The sequence below is a fragment of the Pseudomonas sp. TWR1-1-4 genome (assembly GCF_049897165.1).
Lineage (GTDB): Bacteria > Pseudomonadota > Gammaproteobacteria > Pseudomonadales > Pseudomonadaceae > Aquipseudomonas > Aquipseudomonas canadensis.
Map to the genome: position 1 here is coordinate 193,777 of NZ_JAFCVS010000009.1, position 23,493 is coordinate 217,269.

The 23,493-nt window shown below is 61.6% G+C and carries 24 protein-coding genes; 8 read left to right on the top strand and 16 right to left on the bottom strand.

Annotation, left to right across the window (positions count from 1 at the left end; translation table 11 throughout):
- The first annotated feature begins 178 nt into the window (after positions 1-178).
- From leuS to ACP7C6_RS27595, 5 genes are all read left to right on the top strand, one after another.
- Positions 179-2,785, top strand: a complete 2,607-nt coding sequence (gene leuS / locus ACP7C6_RS27575; RefSeq protein ID WP_426109513.1) for a leucine--tRNA ligase — start codon at positions 179-181, stop codon at positions 2,783-2,785.
- Positions 2,786-2,873: 88 nt separating this feature from the next.
- Complete coding sequence (lptE, locus tag ACP7C6_RS27580) at positions 2,874-3,479, top strand: LPS assembly lipoprotein LptE (protein WP_028618068.1); 606 nt, start codon at positions 2,874-2,876, stop codon at positions 3,477-3,479.
- A gap of 39 nt (positions 3,480-3,518) precedes the next feature.
- A complete protein-coding gene (gene holA, locus ACP7C6_RS27585) occupies positions 3,519-4,556 on the top strand; it encodes a DNA polymerase III subunit delta (protein WP_426109514.1) in 1,038 nt (345 codons plus the stop codon).
- 194 nt (positions 4,557-4,750) lie between these two features.
- Positions 4,751-4,915 (top strand): alternative ribosome rescue factor ArfA, encoded by a 165-nt coding sequence (arfA, locus tag ACP7C6_RS27590; protein ID WP_003176285.1) that lies wholly within the window; start codon positions 4,751-4,753, stop codon positions 4,913-4,915.
- A gap of 61 nt (positions 4,916-4,976) precedes the next feature.
- Positions 4,977-6,302 carry a lytic murein transglycosylase gene (locus ACP7C6_RS27595; RefSeq protein ID WP_426109515.1) on the top strand — a complete coding sequence of 442 codons (1,326 nt, stop codon included), beginning with the start codon at positions 4,977-4,979 and terminating at the stop codon, positions 6,300-6,302.
- Between the two features lie 130 nt (positions 6,303-6,432).
- Here the strand turns inward: ACP7C6_RS27595 and ACP7C6_RS27600 are convergent, their stop codons facing one another.
- The 13 genes from ACP7C6_RS27600 to ACP7C6_RS27660 form a co-directional block, all read right to left on the bottom strand.
- Positions 6,433-7,353 carry a S66 peptidase family protein gene (locus tag ACP7C6_RS27600; protein ID WP_308908902.1) on the bottom strand — a complete coding sequence of 307 codons (921 nt, stop codon included), beginning with the start codon at positions 7,351-7,353 and terminating at the stop codon, positions 6,433-6,435.
- Positions 7,354-7,461: 108 nt separating this feature from the next.
- Complete coding sequence (lipA, locus tag ACP7C6_RS27605; RefSeq protein ID WP_017735632.1) at positions 7,462-8,463, bottom strand: lipoyl synthase; 1,002 nt, start codon at positions 8,461-8,463, stop codon at positions 7,462-7,464.
- Between the two features lie 26 nt (positions 8,464-8,489).
- Positions 8,490-9,137 carry a lipoyl(octanoyl) transferase LipB gene (lipB, locus tag ACP7C6_RS27610; protein ID WP_122683565.1) on the bottom strand — a complete coding sequence of 216 codons (648 nt, stop codon included), beginning with the start codon at positions 9,135-9,137 and terminating at the stop codon, positions 8,490-8,492.
- On the bottom strand, positions 9,137-9,412 hold the full coding sequence (locus ACP7C6_RS27615) for a DUF493 domain-containing protein (protein ID WP_015886061.1): 276 nt from the start codon (positions 9,410-9,412) through the stop codon (positions 9,137-9,139). Before ACP7C6_RS27615 ends, lipB begins: the two co-directional genes overlap by 1 nt.
- Positions 9,413-9,496: 84 nt before the next feature.
- Positions 9,497-10,654, bottom strand: a complete 1,158-nt coding sequence (locus ACP7C6_RS27620; RefSeq protein WP_027605239.1) for a D-alanyl-D-alanine carboxypeptidase family protein — start codon at positions 10,652-10,654, stop codon at positions 9,497-9,499.
- 180 nt (positions 10,655-10,834) lie between these two features.
- Positions 10,835-11,833: a septal ring lytic transglycosylase RlpA family protein gene (locus ACP7C6_RS27625; protein ID WP_028618072.1), complete on the bottom strand. Its 999-nt coding sequence runs from the start codon at positions 11,831-11,833 to the stop codon at positions 10,835-10,837.
- Positions 11,833-12,843, bottom strand: a complete 1,011-nt coding sequence (mltB, locus tag ACP7C6_RS27630) for a lytic murein transglycosylase B (protein ID WP_010206788.1) — start codon at positions 12,841-12,843, stop codon at positions 11,833-11,835. The genes ACP7C6_RS27625 and mltB overlap by 1 nt, the downstream gene beginning before the upstream one ends.
- A gap of 17 nt (positions 12,844-12,860) precedes the next feature.
- Positions 12,861-13,964, bottom strand: a complete 1,104-nt coding sequence (rodA, locus tag ACP7C6_RS27635) for a rod shape-determining protein RodA (protein ID WP_050587903.1) — start codon at positions 13,962-13,964, stop codon at positions 12,861-12,863.
- A gap of 31 nt (positions 13,965-13,995) precedes the next feature.
- On the bottom strand, positions 13,996-15,894 hold the full coding sequence (mrdA, locus tag ACP7C6_RS27640; RefSeq protein ID WP_028618074.1) for a penicillin-binding protein 2: 1,899 nt from the start codon (positions 15,892-15,894) through the stop codon (positions 13,996-13,998).
- 15 nt (positions 15,895-15,909) lie between these two features.
- Entirely contained in the window at positions 15,910-16,377 is a 468-nt protein-coding gene (rlmH, locus tag ACP7C6_RS27645) for a 23S rRNA (pseudouridine(1915)-N(3))-methyltransferase RlmH (RefSeq protein WP_003176297.1), read from the bottom strand.
- 9 nt (positions 16,378-16,386) lie between these two features.
- Entirely contained in the window at positions 16,387-16,881 is a 495-nt protein-coding gene (gene rsfS / locus ACP7C6_RS27650; protein ID WP_010206793.1) for a ribosome silencing factor, read from the bottom strand.
- 69 nt (positions 16,882-16,950) lie between these two features.
- A complete protein-coding gene (gene nadD, locus ACP7C6_RS27655) occupies positions 16,951-17,595 on the bottom strand; it encodes a nicotinate-nucleotide adenylyltransferase (RefSeq protein ID WP_028618075.1) in 645 nt (214 codons plus the stop codon).
- A complete protein-coding gene (locus ACP7C6_RS27660; RefSeq protein ID WP_236317658.1) occupies positions 17,595-18,860 on the bottom strand; it encodes a glutamate-5-semialdehyde dehydrogenase in 1,266 nt (421 codons plus the stop codon). Before ACP7C6_RS27660 ends, nadD begins: the two co-directional genes overlap by 1 nt.
- A 175-nt stretch (positions 18,861-19,035) precedes the next feature.
- On the opposite strand from ACP7C6_RS27660, the gene ACP7C6_RS27665 reads away from it, so the two are divergent.
- On the top strand, positions 19,036-19,719 hold the full coding sequence (locus ACP7C6_RS27665; protein WP_028618077.1) for a DNA-3-methyladenine glycosylase: 684 nt from the start codon (positions 19,036-19,038) through the stop codon (positions 19,717-19,719).
- A gap of 105 nt (positions 19,720-19,824) precedes the next feature.
- Entirely contained in the window at positions 19,825-21,141 is a 1,317-nt protein-coding gene (locus tag ACP7C6_RS27670) for a bifunctional DedA family/phosphatase PAP2 family protein (RefSeq protein WP_028618078.1), read from the top strand.
- On the opposite strand, the gene ACP7C6_RS27675 is transcribed toward ACP7C6_RS27670, so the two are convergent.
- Genes ACP7C6_RS27675 through ACP7C6_RS27685 form a run of 3 tightly spaced genes read right to left on the bottom strand, consistent with a single transcriptional unit; the run spans position 21,138 to position 22,816 of the window.
- Complete coding sequence (locus ACP7C6_RS27675; RefSeq protein ID WP_426109516.1) at positions 21,138-21,728, bottom strand: LON peptidase substrate-binding domain-containing protein; 591 nt, start codon at positions 21,726-21,728, stop codon at positions 21,138-21,140. The genes ACP7C6_RS27670 and ACP7C6_RS27675 overlap by 4 nt on opposite strands.
- Positions 21,729-21,749: 21 nt before the next feature.
- On the bottom strand, positions 21,750-22,466 hold the full coding sequence (locus tag ACP7C6_RS27680) for an LrgB family protein (protein WP_068937069.1): 717 nt from the start codon (positions 22,464-22,466) through the stop codon (positions 21,750-21,752).
- Entirely contained in the window at positions 22,463-22,816 is a 354-nt protein-coding gene (locus ACP7C6_RS27685) for a CidA/LrgA family protein (protein WP_308908041.1), read from the bottom strand. Before ACP7C6_RS27685 ends, ACP7C6_RS27680 begins: the two co-directional genes overlap by 4 nt.
- Before the next feature lie 177 nt (positions 22,817-22,993).
- On the opposite strand from ACP7C6_RS27685, the gene ACP7C6_RS27690 reads away from it, so the two are divergent.
- Positions 22,994-23,449 (top strand): MaoC family dehydratase, encoded by a 456-nt coding sequence (locus tag ACP7C6_RS27690; protein ID WP_010206803.1) that lies wholly within the window; start codon positions 22,994-22,996, stop codon positions 23,447-23,449.
- Positions 23,450-23,493 lie beyond the last annotated feature (44 nt).

The window sequence follows — 23,493 nt, forward strand, 5'->3', positions numbered from 1 at the left end:
GGCCCTGCCTGCGCAATCAGGGTTTCCCTCGATAGAGTGGGGTCATGTATGCTACGGCGCTTCCTGTAACTCCACTTCCCGCAGGGTTTGGGCACGGACGCGCCGCTTTTTGGTGTCGATCAACCTGAACGTTGCACCGAAGAGGATTAGGCCACCCCTATTCAGTTCAAAAGTAGCCATGCACGAACAATATCAGCCCCGTGAAATAGAAAATGCCGCCCAAACCTTCTGGGACGAGCAAAAGTCCTTTGAAGTCAGTGAACAGCCAGGCAAGGAGACTTTCTATTGCCTATCGATGTTCCCTTACCCCAGCGGCAAGCTACACATGGGGCACGTGCGTAACTACACCATCGGCGACGTGATTTCCCGCTACCAGCGCATGCAAGGCAAGAACGTCCTGCAACCCATGGGTTGGGACGCCTTCGGCATGCCGGCGGAAAACGCCGCGATGAAAAACAACGTGGCCCCCGCCAAGTGGACCTACGAAAACATCGCCTACATGAAGACCCAACTGCGCAGCCTGGGCCTCGCGGTGGACTGGTCCCGCGAAGTGACCACCTGCAAGCCGGACTACTACCGCTGGGAACAATGGCTGTTCACGCGCCTGTTCGAAAAAGGCGTGATCTATAAGAAGAGCGGCACCGTGAACTGGGATCCGTTGGACCAGACCGTACTGGCCAACGAGCAAGTGATCGACGGTCGCGGCTGGCGCTCCGGCGCGCTGATCGAAAAGCGCGAAATCCCGATGTACTACTTCAAGATCACCGCCTACGCGGATGAGCTCTTGTCGAGCCTCGACGATTTGCCGGGCTGGCCTGAACAGGTCAAGACCATGCAGCGCAACTGGATCGGCAAATCCAAGGGCATGGAAGTGCAGTTCCCGTACAACGTCGATTCGATCGGCGAAGCGGGCGCACTCAAAGTCTTCACCACCCGTCCGGACACTTTAATGGGAGCGACCTACGTCGCTGTGGCCGCCGAGCACCCGCTGGCCACCCAGGCCGCACAGAACAATCCTGAACTGCAGGCGTTCATCGCTGAATGCAAAGGCGGCAGCGTGGCTGAAGCCGACGTCGCCACCCAGGAGAAAAAAGGTCTGCCGACCGGCCTGTTCGTCGAACACCCCCTGACCGGCGAGAAGCTGCCGGTGTGGGTCGCCAACTACGTGCTGATGCACTACGGCGATGGCGCCGTAATGGCAGTGCCGGCTCACGACGAGCGCGATTTCGAATTCGCCACCAAGTACAGCCTGCCGATCAAATCCGTTGTGCGCACCAGCTCGGGCGATACCAACCCGGCCCCGTGGCAAGACGCCTATGGCGAGCACGGTGAGCTGATCAATTCCGGCGAGTTTGATGGCCTGGACTTCCAAGGCGCCTTCGACGCCATCGAAGTCGCCTTGATCAAGAAAAACCTCGGCGCCTCGCGCACCCAGTTCCGCCTGCGCGACTGGGGTATCAGCCGCCAGCGCTACTGGGGCTGCCCGATCCCGATCATCCACTGCGAAAGCTGTGGCGACGTGCCAGTACCGGAAGACCAACTGCCAGTCGTCCTGCCGGAAGACGTGGTGCCGGACGGCGCCGGTTCGCCATTGGCGCGCATGCCCGAGTTCTACGAATGCAGCTGCCCGAAATGCGGCCAGCCTGCCAAGCGTGAAACCGACACCATGGACACCTTTGTCGAGTCCTCGTGGTACTACGCCCGCTACGCCTCGCCGCACTATGAGGGCGGCCTGGTAGAAAAATCCGCGGCTGACCACTGGCTGCCGGTGGACCAGTACATCGGCGGTATCGAACACGCCATCCTTCACCTGCTGTACGCGCGCTTCTTCCACAAGCTGATGCGTGATGAAGGCCTGGTGAGCTCCGATGAGCCGTTCAAGAACCTGCTGACCCAGGGCATGGTGGTCGCCGAGACTTACTACCGTCGCGAAGCCAACGGTGCCTACACCTGGTTCAACCCGGCGGACGTCGAGCTTGAGCGCGACAGCAAGGCCAAGGTCATCAGCGCCAAGTTGATCGCCGACGGCCTGCCCGTGGAAATCGGTGGCACCGAGAAGATGGCCAAGTCGAAGAACAACGGCGTTGACCCACAGTCGATGATCGATCAGTTCGGCGCCGATACCTGCCGCCTGTTCATGATGTTCGCCTCGCCGCCTGACATGAGCGCCGAATGGTCCGACTCCGGCGTCGAAGGCTCGCACCGCTTCCTCAAGCGCGTCTGGCGCCTGGCGCACGCCCACATCAGCCAGGGCCTGCCGCGCAAGCTGGACGTGGCCGCCTTGAGCGACGAGCAGAAACTGATTCGCCGCAGCACCCACCTGGCCATCAAGCAAGCCAGCCAGGACGTGGGCCAAAACCACAAGTTCAACACCGCCATCGCCCAGGTGATGACGCTGATGAACGTGCTGGAAAAAGCGCCACAAGCCACCGAACAGGATCGCGCACTGGTACAGGAAGGCCTGGAAACGGTCACCCTGCTGCTGGCACCGATCACGCCGCACATCAGCCACGACCTGTGGAACCGCCTGGGCCACAGCGACGCCGTCATCGATGCGCGCTGGCCGGTGCAGGATGACAGCGCCCTGGTACAGGACACGCTGCAACTGGTAATCCAGGTCAACGGTAAACTGCGTGGCCAGATCGACATGCCGGCCACGGCCAGCCGCGAAGACGTCGAGGCTGCTGCCCGCGTCAACGAGAACGTGCTGCGCTTTACCGAAGGCCTGACGATCCGCAAAGTGATCGTGGTGCCTGGCAAACTGGTCAATATCGTCGCTAGCTAATCGGATCGGGCGCAGGGTTCAAACCCTGCGCCGAACAAAGCCTTCAGGGCCTCGATAAGGCCCACATGGTTTCAAGGGGAGCAACAAAATGATCAAACGCAATTTGCTGGTGATGGGCCTTGCCGTGCTGCTGAGCGCTTGCGGCTTCCAGCTGCGCGGCACCGGCACCAACGACCTGGCGATCAAGGAACTGGACGTCAGCGCCCGCAATGCCTACGGCGAAACCGTGACGCAGTTGCGCCAGGTTCTGGAAAACAGCGGCGTGCACGTCTATACCGGCGCGACGTACAAACTGTTCCTGGTAGACGAGAGAGAAACCCAGCGTAACCTGAGCTACGCCAGCGCCGGGCGTGCATCCGACGTCGAGCTGAGCACCGAATTGAGCTTTCAAATCCAGGGTCGCGACCATCTGCCGTTGATGGGTGACAAGATCCAGGTCCAGAAGGTCGTGAGCCACGATGGCAACAACCTGGTGGGCTCGGACTCGGAAATCGTCCAGGTGCGCAAGGAAATGCGTCGCGAGCTGGTTCAGCGCATGATCCTGCGTCTGCAACTGCTGACGCCGGTGCAATTGGAAGCCCTGCAGCAACAAGCTGACAACAAGGCCAAGGCCGATGCTGACGCGCTGAAAGCCGCCAAAGAGTACGAAGACAACACACCGAAACAATCGCCTGTTGAAGTTCCTGTCGAGTAAGCCAGACGGGGCGCCCCAAGCGCCCCGTTCGCCCTGCCTATGAAACTTGCTCCCGCCCAACTCGCCAAACACCTGCAAGGTGGCCTTGCGCCTGTCTACATCGTCAGCGGCGATGACCCGCTGCTGTGCCAGGAAGCCGCCGACGCCATCCGCACGGCTGCACGTCAGCAAGGCTTCGACGAACGCCAGGTCTTCAGCGCCGACGCCAGCTTCGACTGGGGCACGCTGCTGCAAGCTGGCGCGAGCATGTCGCTGTTTGCCGAGAAACGCTTGCTGGAGCTGCGCCTGCCTTCGGGCAAGCCGGGCGACAAAGGTGCCGCCGCCCTGATGGAGTACTGCTCGCGACCGGCCGAAGACACGGTGCTGTTGATCAGCCTGCCCAAGCTCGACGGCAGCGCGCAGAAAACCAAATGGGGCAAGGCCCTGGTGGAAGGGCCGCAAACCCAGTTCATCCAGATCTGGCCAGTGGACAGCAACCAGTTGCCGCAATGGATACGCCAGCGCCTGTCCCAATCGGGGCTGTCGGCGACCCAGGACGCAGTGGAGCTGATCGCGGCTCGGGTCGAAGGCAACTTGCTGGCCGCCGCCCAAGAGATCGAGAAGCTCAAGCTGATGGCCGAAGACGGGCAGATTACCGTCGAGACCGTCCAGGGCGCCGTGGCGGATAGTGCGCGCTTTGATGTGTTCGGGCTGGTGGATGCGATCCTCAATGGCGAACCCGCCCACGCCCTGCGCATGCTCGAAGGCCTGCGCGGTGAAGGCGTGGAGCCTCCGGTGATTCTCTGGGCCCTGGCCAGGGAACTGCGCGTACTGGCCAATATTGCCCTGCAATACAGCCAGGGCACGCCGTTGGACAAGGCCTTCAGCCAAGCCCGACCGCCGGTTTGGGACAAGCGCAAACCGCTGATGAGCAAAGCGCTGCAACGGCACTCTGCACAACGCTGGGCGCAGCTCTTGCTGGAAGCGCAGCGCATCGACGCTCAGATCAAGGGCCAGGCGGCCGGTTCGCCGTGGATGAGCCTGAGCCGTTTGTCGCTGCTGATGGCCGGCCAGCGCCTGACCCTTCCCGCCGAGTAACCACCGCTCTCTGTAGGAGCCGGCTTGCCGGCGATGGGGCCGTTGACGGTAACGGTGATCCCAAGACCGCCATCGCCGGCAAGCCGGCTCCTACAGGTGATGCGTGACCTTCCTACCTATCGCCGGGCTTTACAGCAGTCCAACATCGGCAGATGATTTGCACCGCTCCATCCCACCTATCGAGAGTAACGACCATGAGCAAAAAGCCATCCAAGCATGGCCCCAACAAGGCCAAATCCATCATCGCCCAGCCACTGTTCCGCAGCCGTCAGGAACGCGCCGGCAAGGGCAAAGGCAGCTACCGCCGCGAAGCCTTCCAGTCTAATAGCTGGGAGGCTTCTTACTTTCTGGCTGCCTGAAGGCAAGCGCCCCTCCGACATGATAAGGTCTGCACCTGATTTGTAATCCCTGGACCTGTGCATGCCCTCTAGTCTTTCCCGTCGTTGGCACATTCGCCAATTGATCGCTGCCTCCAGCCTCATTCTGCTCGTCGCCTGCGCGGAAAAACCCACTGCCGCCGACGCTCAACCCCTGCCCAAGCTCCAGACCGCCCCTGTGGTAGCGCCCGCTGTTGTGGCCCCGCTGGCGGTGGATAATCTGGACATCCAGCCGACCCAGACCTTTGCCGAATGGCAGGCTGGCTTCCGTGTGCAAGCCCTGCAGGCCGGCATCACCGCCGCTGTATTCGATAACGCCTTCGCCAATGTCACCCCCGACATGGCAGTGATCCGTGCCGACCGCAGCCAGCCGGAGTTTTCCCGCCCGGTGTGGGAATACCTCGACGGCGCCCTCTCGCCGCTGCGCGTGCGTAACGGCCAGGCGCTGCTGATCAAGTACGCCGATACCCTGCAAAGCATCGAACAACGTTATGGCGTTGACCGCCAGGCGCTGGTATCGGTATGGGGCATGGAGAGCAACTTCGGCCAGTTCCAAGGCAATAACTCGGTGATCCGTTCCCTGGCGACCCTCGCTTACGAAGGGCGTCGCCCGGCATTCGCCCAGGCGCAATTGCTGGCCGCGTTGCAAATCATCCAGCACGGCGATATCCAGGCCGACCAGATGAAAGGCTCCTGGGCCGGCGCCATGGGCCAGACCCAATTTATCCCGACCACCTACAACACCCACGCCGTGGACTTCGACGGCGACGGTCGCCGCGATATCTGGAACAGCCCGGCTGACGCCCTCGCCTCCACCGCGCACTACCTGCAGAGCTCCGGCTGGCAGAAAGGCCAGCCATGGGGCTTTGAGGTGAAACAACTGCCGGCGAACTTCGATTACGCGCTGGCCGATGGTGGCATCCGCAAAACCGTTGCCGAGTGGATGAAACTCGGTATTCAGCTGCCCTTTGGCGCGAGCATGCCGCCGAACGTCGACCAACTGTCCGCCGCTCTGCTACTGCCCGCAGGTTATCGTGGCCCGGCGTTCCTGGTGCTGGATAACTTCCGTGCGATCCTCAAGTACAACAACTCGTCGTCCTACGCCTTGGCGGTCGGCCTGTTGTCGGAACGTTTCGGTGGTGGTGGTGTGATTCGTGGCGATTGGCCGAAGGATGAGCGGCCATTGAGCCGCTCGCAGCGTATCGACCTGCAGACGGCCTTGAGTGCCAATGGCTATGACGCGGGCAACCCGGATGGGATTATCGGCGCCAATACGCGCAAGGCGATTCGTGCGGCGCAGCAGGCGCTGGGCTGGCCGGCGGACGGGTATCCGACGGTGAAGTTGCTGGAGTCGCTGCAGAACCGTTAGATCGGCTTATGGCTGCTACCGCTTTCGCGAGCAAGCCCGCTCCCACATTTGACCGAGTACATACATTTGGAATGCGGTTGAATGTGGGAGCGGGCTTGCTCGCGAAGGCGGTTTAACGGGCGACAACAGGCTACGGCTTTAACACTACATCCTGCTCCAACACCAACTGCTGCTCCCCCGCATCCAGCCGTACCAACGCACCCATCGGCAGCGTCAGGTTCGGATCGCAATGCCCACTGCGCCAGCCGGACAACACCGGAATGCGCAACGGTTCGAAGGTCTGCTTGAGCAGGCGCTCCAGCGCGGCACTGTCCACACCCGCCACATCCCCGACCAGCACACCGGCCACCTGCGCCAGCTTGCCCGCCAGGCGCAGGTGCGTCAGCAGTCGGTCAATGCGGTAGATCGGCTCGTTGACGTCTTCGATCAGCAGGATGATGCCTTCGGCGTCGATCTCAAAAGGCGTGCCCATGACTGCCGCGATCATCGACAGGTTGCCACCCAGCAGACGCCCGCAGGCGATACCCGGTTCAATAGTGGTCAGCGGGTAGGCTGCGGGGTGCGCCAGTACGCTGCCAGCACCCAACTGGCCACGAAGCATGCTGAACAATGAAGACTCGGTAGGTGGCTGCTTGTCACCCAACAGGTCGGCGTTGAGCATCGGACCGTGGAAGGTCACGAAACCGGCGTAGCGACTGATGGCCAGGTGCAACGCGGTGATGTCGCTGTAGCCTACGAATGGCTTGGGGTTGGCGCGCAGCAGGCCGAAGTCCAGACTATCGAGCAGGCGTGGCGTGCCGTAGCCGCCGCGCAGGCAGAAGATGGCGTCGATGTCAGGGTTGGCAAAGGCGTTGTGCAGGTCGTTGAGGCGGGTTTTATCGCTGCCGGCGAGGTAGCCGTCGCGTTCATAGACGCCGGGGAAGATTCGCAGCTCGTAGCCGCGAGTGCGCATCCACTGGCCGGCTTTTTCGACGTCCAGGGTGGCGGGGCCGGCGGGGGCGATCAAGGCGACGGTGCCTTCGCTGCGAAGGGCAGGTACTGCAGCGGTCAGTTGAGTCATCCATGGTTCTCATCAGTTGATGGGGCCGCTTCGCAGCCCAGCGCGGAGCAAGCCCGCTCACCACAGCAAGCCCCTCCCACATTGGGGCTGCGGCGCGACTTAAGAAACCAGGCTTGCCTTGACCAGCTTGGCCTGCTCGTCCGCGTGGTACGAGGAACGTACCAGCGGGCCCGACGCCACGTTCTTGAAGCCCATCTTGTAACCTTCCTCGGCGAACCAGGCGAAGGTGTCCGGGTGCACGAAACGCTGCACCGGCAAGTGGCTGCGGGACGGTTGCAGGTACTGGCCCAGGGTCAGCATGTCGATGTCGTGTTCGCGCATGCGCTTCATGACTTCGATGACTTCTTCGTCAGTCTCGCCCAGGCCCAGCATCAGGCCGGATTTGGTCGGGATGTGCGGCATCATCTGCTTGAATTTCTGCAGCAGGGTCAGCGACCACTGGTAGTCCGAACCCGGACGCGCAGCCTTGTACAGGCGCGGCACGGTCTCCAGGTTGTGGTTGAACACATCCGGCGGCTCGGCGGCGGTGATTTCCAGCGCCACGTCCATGCGGCCACGGTAGTCCGGGACCAGGGTTTCGAGCATCACGTTTGGCGACAGTTTGCGGATTTCGCGGATGCAGTCGGCAAAGTGCTGGGCACCGCCGTCGCGCAGGTCGTCGCGGTCTACCGAGGTGATCACCACGTACTTGAGGCGCAGGTCGGCGATGGCGATGGCCAGGCTTTCCGGCTCGTTGACGTCCAATGGCTTCGGACGGCCGTGGCCGACGTCGCAGAACGGGCAACGACGGGTGCAGATGTCACCCATGATCATGAAGGTGGCGGTGCCGCCGGAGAAGCATTCGCCCAGGTTCGGGCAGGACGCTTCTTCGCACACGCTGTGCAGCTTGTGTTTGCGCAGCAGGGCCTTGATACGGTCGACTTCCGGCGAAACCGGGATGCGCACGCGGATCCAGTCAGGTTTCTTCGGCAGTTCGGTGGTCGGAATGATCTTCACCGGGATGCGTGCAACCTTCTCGGCGCCGCGCAGCTTGACGCCGGCTTCCACCTTGGCACGCGGGGCCGGGGCCGGACGGTCGGTAACGTCCACCGTCGGGATCATGGTTTGCACTGCATCAGTAGTCATAATCAGTCGATTCCGCCCGTAAGGGTCGTCTGCTCAGCATAGTCGAGGTGTTTGACGAGCTGCGCACGCAGCCGGGCACTCACCTCGGCAAATTTAATCGGTGAAGCATGGTCACTCAGTTGCGTCATCGCCAACCCGGCGTAGCCACACGGGTTGATCCGCCGGAACGGGGCCAGGTCCATGTCCACATTCAGGGCCAGGCCATGAAAGGAACAGCCGTGGCGAATCCGCAGCCCCAGCGAGGCGATTTTCGCGCCGTCGACATACACACCCGGTGCATCGGGCTTGGCCGCGGCGGTCACGCCGTAACTGGCCAAAAGCTCGATCAGGCATGTCTCCATGCGGCTGACCAAGTCGCGTACGCCAAACCCCAGCTTGCGCACATCCAGCAACAGGTATGCGACAAGTTGACCCGGGCCATGGTAAGTCACTTGGCCACCTCGGTCGACCTGCACCACCGGAATATCACCCGGCAGCAACAGATGCTCGGCCTTGCCGGCCTGGCCCTGGGTGAAGACCGGCGGGTGTTCCACCAGCCAGATTTCATCGGGGGCCGAGGTGCCGCGTTCATTGGTGAACCGCTGCATGGCGTGCCAGACGGGCTCGTAGTCCATCCGGCCGAGCTCGCGAAAGCCCAGGACGTGAGACATCACAGCACCATGTGCACGAAGCCGGTGGCCCGCAGTTCGCTGTTGATGTTGTAGAGCTGGTCTTGATCGGTCGCAACGATGTGCAACTGGATCGTGGTGTATTTGCCGGTTGAGCTGGAGCGCTCATCCACGCGCTGATCGTTGATCGTTGCGTGTTTGCGCACGATCTCGAGGATCAGGTCTTTACGGCCGACACCGGTATCGCTGATCACCTTGATGGGATAGTCCACCACCGGAAATTCGATCTTTGGCGCCTTTACTTCTTTATCGGTCATGGCAGAACGGCCTCGTAAGCGGTAAGCCGTGGCGACGGCAAAGCCCCGCGTCGGATCAACGCGGGGCTTTGCAGGTGCACACAATCAGTTGAACAAGCCGTAGAAGAATAGACGGATGCTATCCCACACGCGGCGGAAGATACCACCTTCGTCGACGGCGTCCAGTGCGATCAGGTCGGCGCTGTGCACCACCTTGTCGTCCAGTTTCACTTCGACCTTGCCAATCACGTCACCCTTGGCGATTGGAGCAACCAATTGCGGGTTCATGGTCATGCTGGCAGCGAGCTTTTTCAGCTGGCCTTTAGGCATGGTCAGGGTCAGGTCTTCAGCCAGGCCGGCCTTGACTTGGGAGGTTGCGCCTTTCCACACCGGCGCGGTCGCCAGTTCAGCACCCTTCTGGTAGAAGGTCTGGGTTTCGAAGAAGCGGAAACCGTAGGTCAGTAGTTTCTGCGTTTCGGCCGCACGGGCCTGCTCGCTGTTGGTGCCGAAGACCACGGCGATCAGGCGTTGGCCATCACGTACGGCGGACGACACCATGCAGTAGCCGGCTTCGTCGGTGTGGCCGGTTTTCAGGCCATCGACGGTCTTGTCACGCCACAGCAACAGGTTGCGGTTAGGCTGCTTGATGTTGTTCCAGAAGAACTCTTTCTGGGAGTAGATCGCGTAGTGCACCGGGTCGACACGGATGATCGCGCGCGCCAGGATCGCCATGTCGTGAGCCGACGAGTAGTGCTCTGGGTTCGGCAGACCGGTCGGGTTCATGAAGTGGCTGTTGGTCATGCCCAGGTCGGCCACGGTTTTGTTCATCATGTCGGCGAATGCGTCTTCGCTACCGGCGATGTGCTCGGCCAGGGCGACGCTGGCGTCGTTACCCGACTGAATGATGATGCCGTGCAGCAGGTCGCTCACGGTGACTTGCGAGCCGACCTTGATGAACATCCGCGAACCGCCGGTGCGCCAGGCGTTTTCGCTGACAGTAACCGGGTCGTTCTCGCCGATCTGGCCGCGACGGATTTCCAGGGTCGCGATGTAGGCAGTCATCAGTTTGGTCAGGCTGGCCGGCGGCAGGCGCTGGTCACCGTTGCTCTCGACCAGCACGTTGCCACTGGCGGCATCCATGAGGACCCAGGACTTGGCGGCCAGTTGCGGGGAAGCCGGCACCATTTCAACGGCCCAGGCGGCCGGGGTGATGATCAGCGAAAGAAGCAGGCACGTGCGTTTGGCTAAGGTGGTGATGTTCATCCGTCTCTCGAAATTGCTTATGGAAACTTGCCCTCGCGGGCAAAACTTATTCAGACAGCCCGTTGCCAGACTGTCGCGTGTTCGGTTGCCCGCTCACCCCTTGCCCCTGGGTTTTTATTGTCTAACGAGCCAACAACCAGGGTTCGAGCCCGCGCACGAGCCTGAACCATCAATTCTCTATTATTCGGCAGTGACGACGCTGGGTTGCCCCAGGTTGGCCATGCGCACGCTGTTCTGAACGTGTGCCACTTCGCTCGGCGAGCCGATCGGGCCCATGCGTACACGGTGCAAGGTTTGCTGGTTACGCACGATGGAACTAATGAACACCGGCGCGTTGACCATGCCACTGAGCTTGGACCTTAACAGTTCTGCCGCATCCGGGTTGGCGAAAGCGCCGACCTGCAGGTATTGCCCGCCAGCCATGGACGCACCAGGCGCCGCATGCGGCACGACCACCGTATCAGGCGCGTGCTGTGCCGGCGGCGGCGTCCATTGCTCGATCTTGCCGGTGGAAGCAGTCACTTGCGGCTGTTGGGTTTGCGGCTCATTGAGCATCAGCGGTGCCGGCTTGCCACGCTGGGCCCAGTACTGCGCCGGGTCGATGCCTTCGACCTTCACGCGCGCAGTGCCGGTTTCGGCGTAACCGAGTTTCTTTGCGGCGGCGTAGGACAAGTCGATGATGCGGTCCGAGTAGAACGGGCCACGGTCGTTCACGCGCAGGATCACTGTGCGATTGTTGTCCAGGTTGGTCACGCGTACATAGCTGGGCAGCGGCAAGGTCTTGTGCGCCGCGCTCATGCCGTACAGGTCATACACTTCGCCGTTGGCGGTGTTCTGGCCATGGAACTTGGTGCCGTACCAGGACGCCGTACCCGATTGCACGTAGGTCTTGGACTCCTGCAACGGGAAGTAGCTTTTGCCCAGCACGGTGTAGGGGTTGGCCTTGTACGGACCGGTGTGCAGGGTCGGCGTAGCATCCGGGATCTTCGACACGTCGACGTCCCACCACGGCGCGCCGTCTTTGTGCGCGCGGTTGATATCCAGACCCGGCTGGGAACGGACAACCGCGCCCCCGGACTTCGGCGCCGGGCCACGGCTGGTGGAGCAACTGACGACCAGCAGGGACAACGCGGCGAACGCCACCAGCTTGAGCGGTTGATTGAACGGCGATGCCCGCATTACTTGTTGCCCCGTGCTTGGACCAGCATGTCTGACAGCTGATGCACGGCCATGGCGTACATCACACTGCGGTTATAACGCGTGATTGCGTAGAAATTCTTAAGGCCCATCCAGTATTCCGGGCCGTTTTCGCCTTCAAGGCGGAACGCCGTGACTGGCATATCATCCGGCAGCGCATTCTGACTCGACCAGCCCAGCGCCCGCAACTCCCCGACCGTCTTGGCCGGCTCGATGCCCTGGGTCAGGCCTTCATCGGCGCGGTCACCGGTGACATCGGCGCGGATCACCACCGGCTCGCCGGCTACCCAGCCGTGGCGCTTGAAGTAGCTGGCCACGCTGCCGATGGCATCGTCGGGGTTGCTCCAGATGTTGATATGCCCGTCGCCGTCAAAATCCACCGCATAGGCGCGGAAGCTGCTCGGCATGAACTGCGGCAAGCCCATCGCACCGGCGTAGGAGCCTTTGAGTGTCAGCGGGTCGACCTGTTCTTCACGGGCCAGCAGCAGGAATTCGCGCAGTTCCTTGCGGAAGAAGTCAGCGCGCGGCGGGTAATCGAAGCCCAGGGTCGACAAGGCGTCGATCACCCGGTAGCTGCCGGTATTGCGCCCGTAGAAGGTTTCGATGCCAATGATCGAGACAATCACCTGGGCCGGTACACCGTACTCCTGCTCGGCGCGTGCCAGTACGGCCTCGTGCTGGCGCCAGAAATCCACACCCCGCGCCACACGGGCGTCCGTCAGGAACATCGGGCGGTATTCCTTCCACTGCTTCACACGTTCGGCAGGGCGGGAGATGGCGTCGAGGATCGCCTGCTTTTTCTGGGCTTCGCGGAACACGCCCATCAGTTGTTCACCGGCGAAACCATAGTCGCGGGTCATTTCACCGACAAACTCGGCGACCTGGGGTGAACCATCGTAGTCACCGGCCTGCGCCTCTTGCGTTGCGCCCAGCAGGCCAATCAGGCCCATCCAGGACGCGTGCCGAGTCGCCCAGCCGCGCATTACTTGCATTGACATCTTCACCTTATTCAAACCTGCGCGATCCATTTGCGATGCGTATGAATCGACATCAAAACCCCAAACGCTGACAGCAATGTCACCAGCGAAGTTCCGCCGTAGCTAATGAACGGCAACGGCACCCCAACCACCGGCAACAGGCCACTGACCATACCGATGTTGACGAAAACGTAAACAAAAAAAGTCATGGTCAAGGCACCGGCCAGCAATTTGCCGAACAGTGTCTGCGCCTGGGCGGTGATCACCAGGCCGCGACCAATCAACAGCAAATAGATCAGCAACAGCGCGCAAATGCCCACCAGGCCGAACTCTTCGCCCATTACTGCAATGATGAAGTCGGTATGGCTTTCCGGCAAAAAGTCCAAATGCGACTGGGTACCCAGTAACCAACCCTTACCAAATACTCCACCGGAGCCGATGGCGGCCTTCGATTGGATGATGTTCCAGCCGGTGCCCAGCGGGTCGCTTTCCGGGTCGAGAAAGGTGAGGATCCGCTGCTTCTGGTAGTCGTGCATAAAGAAGAACCACATGGCGATGGCCACGGGTACGGCGGCGGCCAGTACGCTGAGGATCCAGCGCCAGCGCAATCCGCCCATGAACAGCACGAACGCACCGCCCGCCAGGATCAGCAGCGAGGTGCCGAGGTCGGGCTGGCGCACGATCAGGATGAAGGGTACGCCGATCAGGATCAGGCTGATCCCCACGTGCTTGAGCTGCGGCGGCAAGGTGCGCTTGGACAGGTACCAGGCGATGGTCGCCGGCATCAGGATCTTCATGAATTCCGACGGTTGGAAGCGAATCACCCCCGGAATGTTGATCCAGCGGGTCGCGCCCATGGCGTTGTGGCCCATTACGTCCACCACCACCAAAAGCAATACGCCTGCCACATAGCCGAGTGGCACCCAACGGGCCATGAAGCGCGGCTCAAGCTGAGCGATTACCACCATCGACAACAAGCCCAGGCCGAACGACGAGGCCTGCTTGATCAGCAGGTCCCAGTTCTTGCCGCTGGCCGAATACAGGACAAACAGGCTGCCCGCCGCGAGGGTCAGCAGCAGGATCAGCAACGGGCCATCAATGTGCATGCGCTGCAGCAACGTCGCACGGCGACGCATCACATCCTCACTGGAGAGGATGCGGTCAAAATTACTCTTCACGGGCCGTAACCTCGGTGCTTGAAGGGGGGCCGCCATATTCGGGCTTGAGCCTGCCGTCGTCGGCCAACAGCCAGGCGTCCATCACTTGACGCACAACGGGCGCCGCGACGCCGGAGCCGGACTCGCCGTTCTCGACCATCACCGCTACCACGATTTTCGGGTCGTCCGCCGGGGCGAAGCCGACAAACAAGGCGTGGTCTCGGTGGCGTTCCTGAACCTTGGTGCGGTCGTATTTCTCGCCCTGCTTGATCGCCACGACCTGGGCCGTACCGCTCTTGCCGGCGATGCGGTATTGAGCGCCAATCGCGGCCTTGCGCGCAGTACCACGGGCGCCGTGCATCACTTGCTGCATGCCATGGTTGACCTTGGTCCAGTCGGACGGGTCGCGCAGCACGATGTCCGGGATCGGGTTTTCGTCCAAAGGCTTCTCGCCCTCGATGGTCTTTGCCAGGTGTGGACGGTTCCAGATGCCTTTGTTGGCTACCAGTGCCGTGGCCTGGGCCAATTGCAGCGGCGTGGCTTGCATATAGCCCTGGCCGATACCGAGAATCAGGGTTTCACCCGGGAACCACGCCTGGCGGCGGGTTGCGCGCTTCCATTCGCGCGACGGCATCAGGCCAGGTGACTCTTCGAACATGTCCAGGGAGACTTTCTGACCGAGGCCGAATTTGCCCATGTAGGCAGAGAGGCGGTCGATCCCCAGCTTGTGCGCCAGGTCGTAAAAATAGGTGTCGTTGGAGCGCATGATCGCGGTGTCCAAGTCGACATAGCCGTCACCGGTGCGGTTCCAGTTACGGTATTTATGATCGTAGTTGGGCAGCATGTAGTAGCCGGGGTCATAGACTCGACTGGAGGCCGTCACCACACCCGCGTCCAACCCCGCAATCGCCACCGCCGGCTTGATCGTCGATCCCGGCGGATACAGGCCGCGAAGCACGCGGTTGAACAGTGGCCGGTCGATGGAATCGCGCAATTCGGCGTAGGCCTTGAAGCTGATGCCGGTCACGAACAGGTTGGGGTCAAAGCTCGGCTGACTGACCATCGCCAGCACTTCGCCCGTCTTCGGGTCCAGGGCAACCACCGCGCCACGACGACCACCCAGGGCCATTTCGGCAGCTTCCTGCAGCTTGATGTCCAGGCTCAGCACGATGTCTTTGCCCGGCACCGGGTCGGTACGCTTGAGCACCCGTAGCACGCGGCCACGGGCGTTGGTCTCGACTTCTTCGTAACCCACCTGGCCGTGCAACTCCGGCTCGTAGAAACGCTCGATGCCGGTCTTGCCGATATGGTGGGTGCCGCTGTAATTGACCGGATCGAGGGTCTTCAGCTCTTTCTCGTTGATCCGCCCCATGTAGCCGACAGAGTGGGCAAAGTGCGGCCCTTGCGGGTAATGCCGCACCAACTGCGCCACCACTTCCACACCCGGTAGACGGAACTGGTTCACCGCGATCCGCGCGATCTGTTCTTCGGTCAGCTCGAACAGGATGGGCACCGGCTCGAACGGCCGGCGCCCCTGCTTCATGCGTTTTTCGAAGATCACCCGGTCTTCCGGCGTCAGCTGCAGCACCTCGACGATCACATCGAGGATCTGCTGCCAGTCGCCGGACCGCTCTCGAGTCATGCTCAGGCTAAAGCTGGGCCGGTTATCCGCCACCACCACGCCATTGCGGTCGAAAATCAGCCCACGGGTTGGCGGAATCGGTTGCACATGCACCCGGTTGTTTTCCGACAAGGTGGAGTGATAGTCGTACTGGATCACCTGCAGGTAATACAGGCGCGCGATCAGCACGCCCAACAACGCCACCACCATGATTGCGCCAAACACCACGCGAGCGCGTACAAGACGTGCGTCTTTCTCGTGGTCCTTGATGCGGATCGGCTGGGTCATCGGGAGAGGCGCAGATTATTTGTGGTAAGGGTGCCCGGACAGAACTGTCCAGGCGCGATACAGCTGTTCACCGATCAGAATCCGTACCAACGGGTGCGGCAACGTCAGCGCCGACAACGACCAACGCTGATCTGCTCGCGCACAGACTTCCGGCGCCAGCCCTTCGGGGCCGCCGACCATGAAGTTGACGGTACGCGAATCCAGGCGCCAGCGATCCAGTTCCACCGCCAACTGCTCGGTGCTCCAGGGTTTGCCGTGCACTTCAAGGGTGACGATGCGCTCGTTGGGGCCGACCTTGGCCAACATGGCTTCGCCTTCCTGACGGATGAAGCGCGCCACATCGGCATTCTTGCCCCGGGTGTTAAGCGGTATTTCCACCAGCTCAAGCGACAGCTCAGCGGGCAGACGCTTGGCATACTCGTGCCAGCCTTCTTCCACCCACTTGGGCATGCGTGAACCGACAGCGATCAGACGCAGGCGCACAGCCGTTCCTTATTCCTGGTCTTTGTTCAGCTTGTCGAAGTGCGCGTGGCCCACTTCCGGGCTGTGGTGCTTGCCATCGGCGGCACGGCTCTGCTCGGCGCCTTTCCACAGACGCTCCAGGTCGTAGAACTGGCGGGCGTTGGAGGTCATCATGTGAACGATCACGTCGTCCATGTCCAGCAGCACCCAGTCGCTGTCGCCCTTGCCTTCTTCACCCAATGGCTTCACGCCCTGGGCTTTGACGGCTTCGCGGACCTTGTCCAGCATCGCGCCGATCTGGCGGTTCGAGGTACCGGTGGCGATGATCATGTAGTCGGTGATGCTCTGCTTGTCGCGCACGTCAAGCACCTGGATGTCCTGGGCTTTAACGTCTTCCAGGGCGGCCACGGCGACTTTTACCAGCTCTTCGCCGGCCAGCTCAGGGCCGGTGTGGGCTTCTACTGGCAGCGGAGCGCTTTTGAAGGTGCCTTTGCGCTTAACTTTGCTTACGTCTTTGTTCGTCATATAAAACTCGTTTTGCTCGTATGTTCGGGCGCTCGCTGCACATTGATTCGTGCGTTCAAGCGCGCCTTTTCAGTTCGACGCACGGTAAAGCCCGTGCGCATCGATGTAGGCCAGGACCGCGTCAGGCACCAGGAAACGTACCGACTTACCGCTGGCCAGCAGTTGACGGATCTGGGTGGCGGACACCGCAAGCGGGGTCTGCCAGACGAATGCAATATTCCCGTTCGGCCCGGTCAGGGCCAAGGGGTCACTTACCGACCGCGCGGCCAGCAGGTTGCGCAAGGCATCCGGCGGTTCGCTGTCGGCATCCGGGCGTTGCAAAACCAGGATGTGGCAATGCTGGAGGAGTTCCTCCCAGCGGTGCCAAGAGGGCAGGCCGCAAAATGCGTCCCAGCCCAAAAGCAGAAACAACTGGTCATCCGCGGCCAACTCGGCGCGCATCAGTTCCAGGGTGTCAACAGTGTAGGACGGTTTATCGCGCTTGAGCTCGCGGTCGTCCACCACCAACGGCGATATGCCCTGCACCGCCAGGCGCACCATTTCCAGGCGCTGCTGCGGTGACACTTGCGGCGTATCGCGATGGGGCGGCCGAGCGTTGGGCATCACACGCAACTCGTCCAGCGCAAGGGCATCCGCGACTTCCAGGGCACTGCGCAAATGGCCGATGTGCACGGGGTCGAAAGTACCGCCGAGCAGCCCGATGCGTTTACCCATCAAGTGCGCACATGACCGTCGCCGAACACCACGTACTTCTCGCTGGTCAGGCCTTCCAGACCAACCGGGCCGCGTGCGTGCAGCTTGTCGGTGGAGATACCGATCTCCGCCCCCAGGCCGTACTCGAAGCCGTCGGCAAAACGCGTCGAGGCGTTGATCATCACCGAAGCGGAATCCACTTCGTTGAGGAAACGCCGGGCATCGCTGAAATGCTCGGAAACAATGGCGTCAGTGTGCTTGGAGCCGTAGGTGTTGATGTGTTCGATGGCTTCGTCCAGGTCGTCGACCAGCTTGATCGACAGGATCGGCGCCGTGTATTCGGTGTACCAGTCCAGCTCGGTCGCCTCAATTACGTCCGCGCCCAACAGCGCACAGGTGCGCTCACAACCGCGCAGCTCAACACCTTTGTCACGGTAGATGGCAGCCAGCGGCGGCAGCACGCGCTCGGCAATGCCGACGTGCACCAGCAGGGTTTCCATGGTGTTGCATGGGGCGTAGCGGTGGGTCTTGGCGTTGTCGGCGATGCGGATCGCCTTGTCAATGTCGGCGGCGATGTCGATGTAGACATGGCACACGCCATCCAGGTGCTTGATCACCGGCACCTTGGCGTCGCGACTGACGCGCTCGATCAGGCTCTTGCCACCGCGTGGCACGATCACGTCGACGAATTCCGGCATGGTGATCAGCGCGCCCACGGCGGCGCGGTCGGTGGTTTCTACCACCTGCACCACTTCGGCGGGCAACTCGGCCACGGCCAGGCCCTGCTGGATGCACGCGGCGATGGCACGGTTGGAATTGATCGCCTCGGAACCGCCACGCAGGATGGTGGCATTGCCAGACTTGAGGCACAGGCTCGCGGCGTCGATGGTCACGTTCGGGCGCGACTCGTAAATGATGCCGATCACGCCCAGGGGCACGCGCATCTTGCCGACCTGGATGCCGGACGGCAGGTAACGCATATCGCGGATTTCACCGATGGGGTCAGGCAGCTTGGCTACCTGACGCAGGCCTTCGATCATGTCGTCGATACGTGCCGGGGTCAGCGCCAGGCGGTCCAGCAGGGCCGGTTCCAGGCCATTGGCGCGGCCGTTGGCCAGGTCTTGCTCGTTGGCGGCGGTGAGCTCGGAGCGCGAAGCATCCAGAGCGTCGGCGGCGGCCAGCAGGGCGCGGTTCTTCTGCGCGGTGCTCGCACGGGCGATCAACCGCGAGGCCTGACGGGCAGCGCGACCCAGGCGGGTCATGTAGTCAAGAACGGACTCAGTCATGGTCAGGGAGTCTTGGCAGAGAGGAAAGCGGCAGATTATAGCTGTGACGCCGCCCGACTGACAGCGGTGAGGGGCGGATGGTCGAAATGAACTGTAAAAACCTGGGGTTCAGCGGTAATTAAGGTGGGAGTTGTTATGATTCCGTCACATTTAGCCGTATTTACCCCTGACTGCCATGCCCAGCTCATCGCCCCAACTCCCCGCAAGCGCCCTGCCCGATAGCTTTTTCGACCGTGACGCACAAACGCTCGCGCGAGATTTGCTCGGAAAAGTCATACGCCATCGCGTCGGAAAAATCTGGCTTTCGGCGCGAATTATTGAAACCGAAGCCTATTACGTGGCCGAAAAAGGCAGTCACGCGTCATTGGGCTACACAGAAAAACGTAAGGCTTTGTTTCTGGACGGCGGCCATATCTACATGTACTACGCCCGTGGCGGCGATTCCCTGAACTTCAGCGCCCATGGACCGGGCAATGCCGTGTTGATCAAATCGGCCTATCCGTGGGTCGATGAATTATCCGGCCCGGCGAGCCTTGCGCAGATGCTGCTGAACAACCCGAATGCCGACGGCAGCCCGCGCGCGTCGCAAAAGCTGTGCGCTGGCCAGACACTATTGTGCAAAGCCTTGGGGCTGAAGGTGCCGATGTGGGACGCCAAGCGCTTCGATCAGGAACTGCTCTACGTTGAAGACGTCGGCCAGACCCCGACCCAGATTATCCAGACCACGCGCCTGGGCATCCCCAGCGGCCGTGATGAACACCTGATGTACCGCTTCGTCGATGCTGGCTACGCGCCTTATTGCACGCGGAACCCGCTGCGCCGCGGCCAGGTCGAAGGCCGCGACTACTTTTTGACTTAACACGACCTGTAGGAGTCCGGCTTGCCGGCGATAGCGATCTCAAGGTCGCCATCGTCGGCAAGCCGGACTCCTACAAGGTGCACGAACCTGGATGGAGGGGATTGTATGGGCCAATGGCTCGATAGCATTACCGGCTGGTTGACCCTGAACCCCGAATGGCTGGCGGTCGCGGTGTTTATCGTCGCGTGCGTGGAGTGCCTGGCCATCGCCGGGTTGATCGTGCCGGGCACGGTGTTGTTGTTTGCCATTGCCGCCCTCGCCGGCAGCGGTGCGTTGTCACTCAGTGAAACCCTGTTGCTGGGTTTCCTCGGCGGTCTACTGGGTGATGCGGTTTCCTACTTCCTGGGCCGACATTTCCATCAGAACATCCGGCGCTTGCCCGGCTTACGTCACCACCCTGAATGGATGAACGGCGCCGAGACCTACTTCCACAAGTACGGCATCGCCAGCCTGTTGGTCGGCCGCTTCATCGGCCCGCTGCGGCCCATGCTGCCGATGGTGGCCGGGATGTGCGACATGCCCTTCCCGCGCTTTGCGATTGTCAGCATCGTCGCGGCCGCAGGCTGGTCGGTGGCGTATCTGCTGCCAGGCTGGGCAACCGGCGCGGCTTTCCGTCTGCCTTTGCCCGAAGGTTTCTGGCCCGAAGCGGCAGTAGTTGCGGGATGCCTTGCGGTATTGATTGGACTGAGCCTGAACAGCAGCTTGCGCGGCCATCGTCGCGCCACCTTGTGGATTGGCTGTGCCAGCCTGGTGCTGTTGATTGCGTTGTTTATTGGCTACCACTCGCTGGACAACTTCGACAAAGGTCTCAGCGCCCTGGTGCAGGAACACCGCAGCCCCTGGCTGGACGAGGTGATGGTACGCATCACCCAACTGGGCGAATTCAAGAAGATGTTCTTCGCCAGCGCCGTGTTCACCGGTCTCTTGCTCCTGGCGCGACAATGGCGCCATGCTGTGTTTGTCGGCGCAACGCTGGCCGGGGCTGCGGTGATCAACACGGGGACCAAGCTGTTTTTCGCGCGAGGCCGCCCGGAAATTCTGACAGACCCGTTGACCAGTTTCAGCATGCCCAGTGGCCATGCGTCCGGGGCGTTCGCGTTTTTCCTGGCCCTGGCGATCCTGGCCGGTCGCGGGCAACCCGTGCGGTTGCGCCTGACCTGGATGTTGCTGGGCTGCATTCCCGCCGCGTTCATTGCGCTGTCGCGGGTTTACCTCGGTGCCCATTGGCCCACGGACATCCTGGCTGGCACACTGCTGGCGATGACGGTGTGCGCGTTCAGCCTGGGCGTCAGCCAGTACCGAAGCCCGCTGCCGGCCATGTCGCAAAAAACCTGGTGGCTGTTGCTGCCGGCGCTGGTCGCGGTGCTGAGTTTCATCGCGCTCACCGGCACGCCCCACGCCCTGCTGCGCTACGCCTATTAAGTGAACAGTTCGCCCTGCAACTCGTCGAGCAGCATCTGGATCGCATCCAGGCGCTGCTGCGGGTCATCAAGTTGCAGCAGGTCGATCTTGTCGGCCTCGGTAAAGGGCAGCAGATACGCCAACTGATTGCCCAAGGCTTGCTGCCCGTCGGCGTGGGCGTCCATGTCCAGCGAGGCCACCATCGGGTGCTCGGCCAACGCTTGGAGCAGCGCCAGCAGGTCGGCGTCTTCCTCTTCCAAGGGTTGATCCGGCAGTTCTTCGAGCCATTGCACCTCGGCCACCAGCAACTGATTTTTCTGCACGCCAGCGTCCCGCACGCGGAAGCGGCGCCCGCCCTCGACACGAATCCCCAACAAGCCATTGTCTTGTTGTTTGAAGTCACGGATCAGCGCTTCACAGCCGATCAATGCGTAGACGTCGGGTGCCGTGCCCACCTCCTGGCCGTCAAGAATGCACACCACGCCGAAGCTTTCGCCCTTTTTCATGCAACGCGCGACCATGTCCAGGTAGCGCGCCTCGAACAGTTGCAGGTCGAGGGTGCAGCCAGGGAACAGCACGGTATTGAGCGGGAACAGCGCCAGACTCATAAAGGTTTCCTTAAACCCGGTTTAAACGATCACCGACACGGCCAGCGGCAGGAATACCGCCGTGGCCACGCCCATCAGACTCATCGCCAGCGCTGCAAAGGCGCCGCATTCTTCGCTTTCCTGCAGGGCCACCGAGGTGCCCACCGCGTGGGCCGTCATGCCCAGCGCCATGCCGCGCGCCTCGGGGCTGTGCACACCCAGGCGGGACAAATACGCCGGACCGATCATCGCGCCGATCACGCCGGTGATCAGCACAAATACCGCCGCCAGCGCCGCCACGCCGCCAATCTGTTCAGCCACCAGCATGGCGATCGGCGACGTCACCGACTTGGGGGCCATGGTCATCAGCATCATGTGTTCGGCGCCAAACCACCAACCCAGCAGCACACACAGGCCGGTGGCCAACACCCCACCTATCACCAGCGTAGTAAAAATCGGCCAGAACAATTGGCGAATGCGCCGCAGGTTCAGGTAAAGCGGCACCGCCAGGGCCACCGTCGCCGGGCCGAGCAGGATGCCCATGATCTCGGTGCTCTTGCGGTACTCGGCGTAGCTCAGGCCACAGCTGATCAGCACGCCGATCACCAGCAGCATGGACACCAGCACCGGTTGCAGGAAGATCCAGCGGGTTTTCTCAAACCCTGCCAGTACCAGCTGATAAGCGCCGAGGGTGATGCCGATGCCGAACAACGGGTGATGAATCACCGCCGTCCACGCGCCCTGCCAGTCGAAGATCATTGATCCTTCTCCTTGCGCTTGACCATCTGCTGCATCAACACACCGACGAAGCCCATGGCGATCACCAGCGACAGCACCAGCGCGCCAACAATGGCCCAGAAATCCGCGGCAATGTCCTTGGCATACACCATCACCCCCACCGCCGGCGGCACCAGCAGCAACGGCAAGTAACGCAATAGACTGCTGGCGGCCAGGCTCAAGGGCTCGCCGACTTCGCCCTTCCAGATCAGGAAACCCAGCATCAGCAGCAAGCCGATGATCGGCCCCGGCAGCACCGGCAACAGCAAATGATTCATCGCCGTGCCGATCAGTTGAAACAGCACCAGCCAGGTCAGGCCACGTAACAGCATCCGTTCTTCCCCCTCAAGACTCGCCCGCATTATAAGCACGCCCGCCCTATGCACCGGCATTCGCCAAAAGCATGGTGGGTTGACCGAGCCGATTGGCCATGATGATCTACATTGGTTCTCTGTAACCCATAAAAAACCAGACGTTGTACACAGCGTGATGAACCAAGGAGAGACGCAATGCCCTATGTACCCGTAGCGCAGCTCAAAGATTATGTCGGCAAGGAACTGGGACGTTCCGAATGGCTCACCATCGACCAGGCGCGTATCAACCTGTTCGCAGAAGCCACTGGCGATCATCAGTTCATCCACGTCGACCCGGTCAAGGCCGCGCAAACCCCGTTCGGCAGCACCATCGCCCACGGTTTCCTGTCGCTGTCACTGATGCCCAAGCTGATGGAAGACCTGCTGATCGTGCCCGAAGGCCTGAAGATGGCCGTCAATTATGGCCTGGACAGCGTGCGTTTCATCCAGCCGGTCAAGGTCAATTCCAAGGTACGCCTGAACGTGACGCTCAATGACGTCACCGAGAAAAAGCCCGGCCAATGGCTGCTCAAGGCCACTGCCACCCTGGAAATCGAAGGCCAGGAAAAACCGGCTTACATTGCGGAGTCGTTGTCACTCTACTTTGTGTAACCCCCCGCCCTGTAGGAGCTGGCTTGCCAGCGAAAAACGCACAG

Bases quoted from the DNA above. Each gene is read 5' to 3' on its own strand.
- leuS (WP_426109513.1), top strand. From the start codon at position 179: ATGCACGAACAATATCAGCCCCGTGAAATAGAAAATGCCGCCCAAACC.
- lptE (WP_028618068.1), top strand. From the start codon at position 2,874: ATGATCAAACGCAATTTGCTGGTGATGGGCCTTGCCGTGCTGCTGAGC.
- holA (WP_426109514.1), top strand. From the start codon at position 3,519: ATGAAACTTGCTCCCGCCCAACTCGCCAAACACCTGCAAGGTGGCCTT.
- arfA (WP_003176285.1), top strand. From the start codon at position 4,751: ATGAGCAAAAAGCCATCCAAGCATGGCCCCAACAAGGCCAAATCCATC.
- ACP7C6_RS27595 (WP_426109515.1), top strand. From the start codon at position 4,977: ATGCCCTCTAGTCTTTCCCGTCGTTGGCACATTCGCCAATTGATCGCT.
- lipA (WP_017735632.1), bottom strand. From the start codon at position 8,463: ATGATCCCGACGGTGGACGTTACCGACCGTCCGGCCCCGGCCCCGCGT.
- lipB (WP_122683565.1), bottom strand. From the start codon at position 9,137: ATGTCTCACGTCCTGGGCTTTCGCGAGCTCGGCCGGATGGACTACGAG.
- ACP7C6_RS27615 (WP_015886061.1), bottom strand. From the start codon at position 9,412: ATGACCGATAAAGAAGTAAAGGCGCCAAAGATCGAATTTCCGGTGGTG.
- ACP7C6_RS27620 (WP_027605239.1), bottom strand. From the start codon at position 10,654: ATGAACATCACCACCTTAGCCAAACGCACGTGCCTGCTTCTTTCGCTG.
- ACP7C6_RS27625 (WP_028618072.1), bottom strand. From the start codon at position 11,833: ATGCGGGCATCGCCGTTCAATCAACCGCTCAAGCTGGTGGCGTTCGCC.
- mltB (WP_010206788.1), bottom strand. From the start codon at position 12,843: ATGCAAGTAATGCGCGGCTGGGCGACTCGGCACGCGTCCTGGATGGGC.
- rodA (WP_050587903.1), bottom strand. From the start codon at position 13,964: ATGCGTCGCCGTGCGACGTTGCTGCAGCGCATGCACATTGATGGCCCG.
- mrdA (WP_028618074.1), bottom strand. From the start codon at position 15,894: ATGACCCAGCCGATCCGCATCAAGGACCACGAGAAAGACGCACGTCTT.
- rsfS (WP_010206793.1), bottom strand. From the start codon at position 16,881: ATGACGAACAAAGACGTAAGCAAAGTTAAGCGCAAAGGCACCTTCAAA.
- nadD (WP_028618075.1), bottom strand. From the start codon at position 17,595: ATGGGTAAACGCATCGGGCTGCTCGGCGGTACTTTCGACCCCGTGCAC.
- ACP7C6_RS27660 (WP_236317658.1), bottom strand. From the start codon at position 18,860: ATGACTGAGTCCGTTCTTGACTACATGACCCGCCTGGGTCGCGCTGCC.
- ACP7C6_RS27665 (WP_028618077.1), top strand. From the start codon at position 19,036: ATGCCCAGCTCATCGCCCCAACTCCCCGCAAGCGCCCTGCCCGATAGC.
- ACP7C6_RS27670 (WP_028618078.1), top strand. From the start codon at position 19,825: ATGGGCCAATGGCTCGATAGCATTACCGGCTGGTTGACCCTGAACCCC.
- ACP7C6_RS27675 (WP_426109516.1), bottom strand. From the start codon at position 21,728: ATGAGTCTGGCGCTGTTCCCGCTCAATACCGTGCTGTTCCCTGGCTGC.
- ACP7C6_RS27680 (WP_068937069.1), bottom strand. From the start codon at position 22,466: ATGATCTTCGACTGGCAGGGCGCGTGGACGGCGGTGATTCATCACCCG.
- ACP7C6_RS27685 (WP_308908041.1), bottom strand. From the start codon at position 22,816: ATGCTGTTACGTGGCCTGACCTGGCTGGTGCTGTTTCAACTGATCGGC.
- ACP7C6_RS27690 (WP_010206803.1), top strand. From the start codon at position 22,994: ATGCCCTATGTACCCGTAGCGCAGCTCAAAGATTATGTCGGCAAGGAA.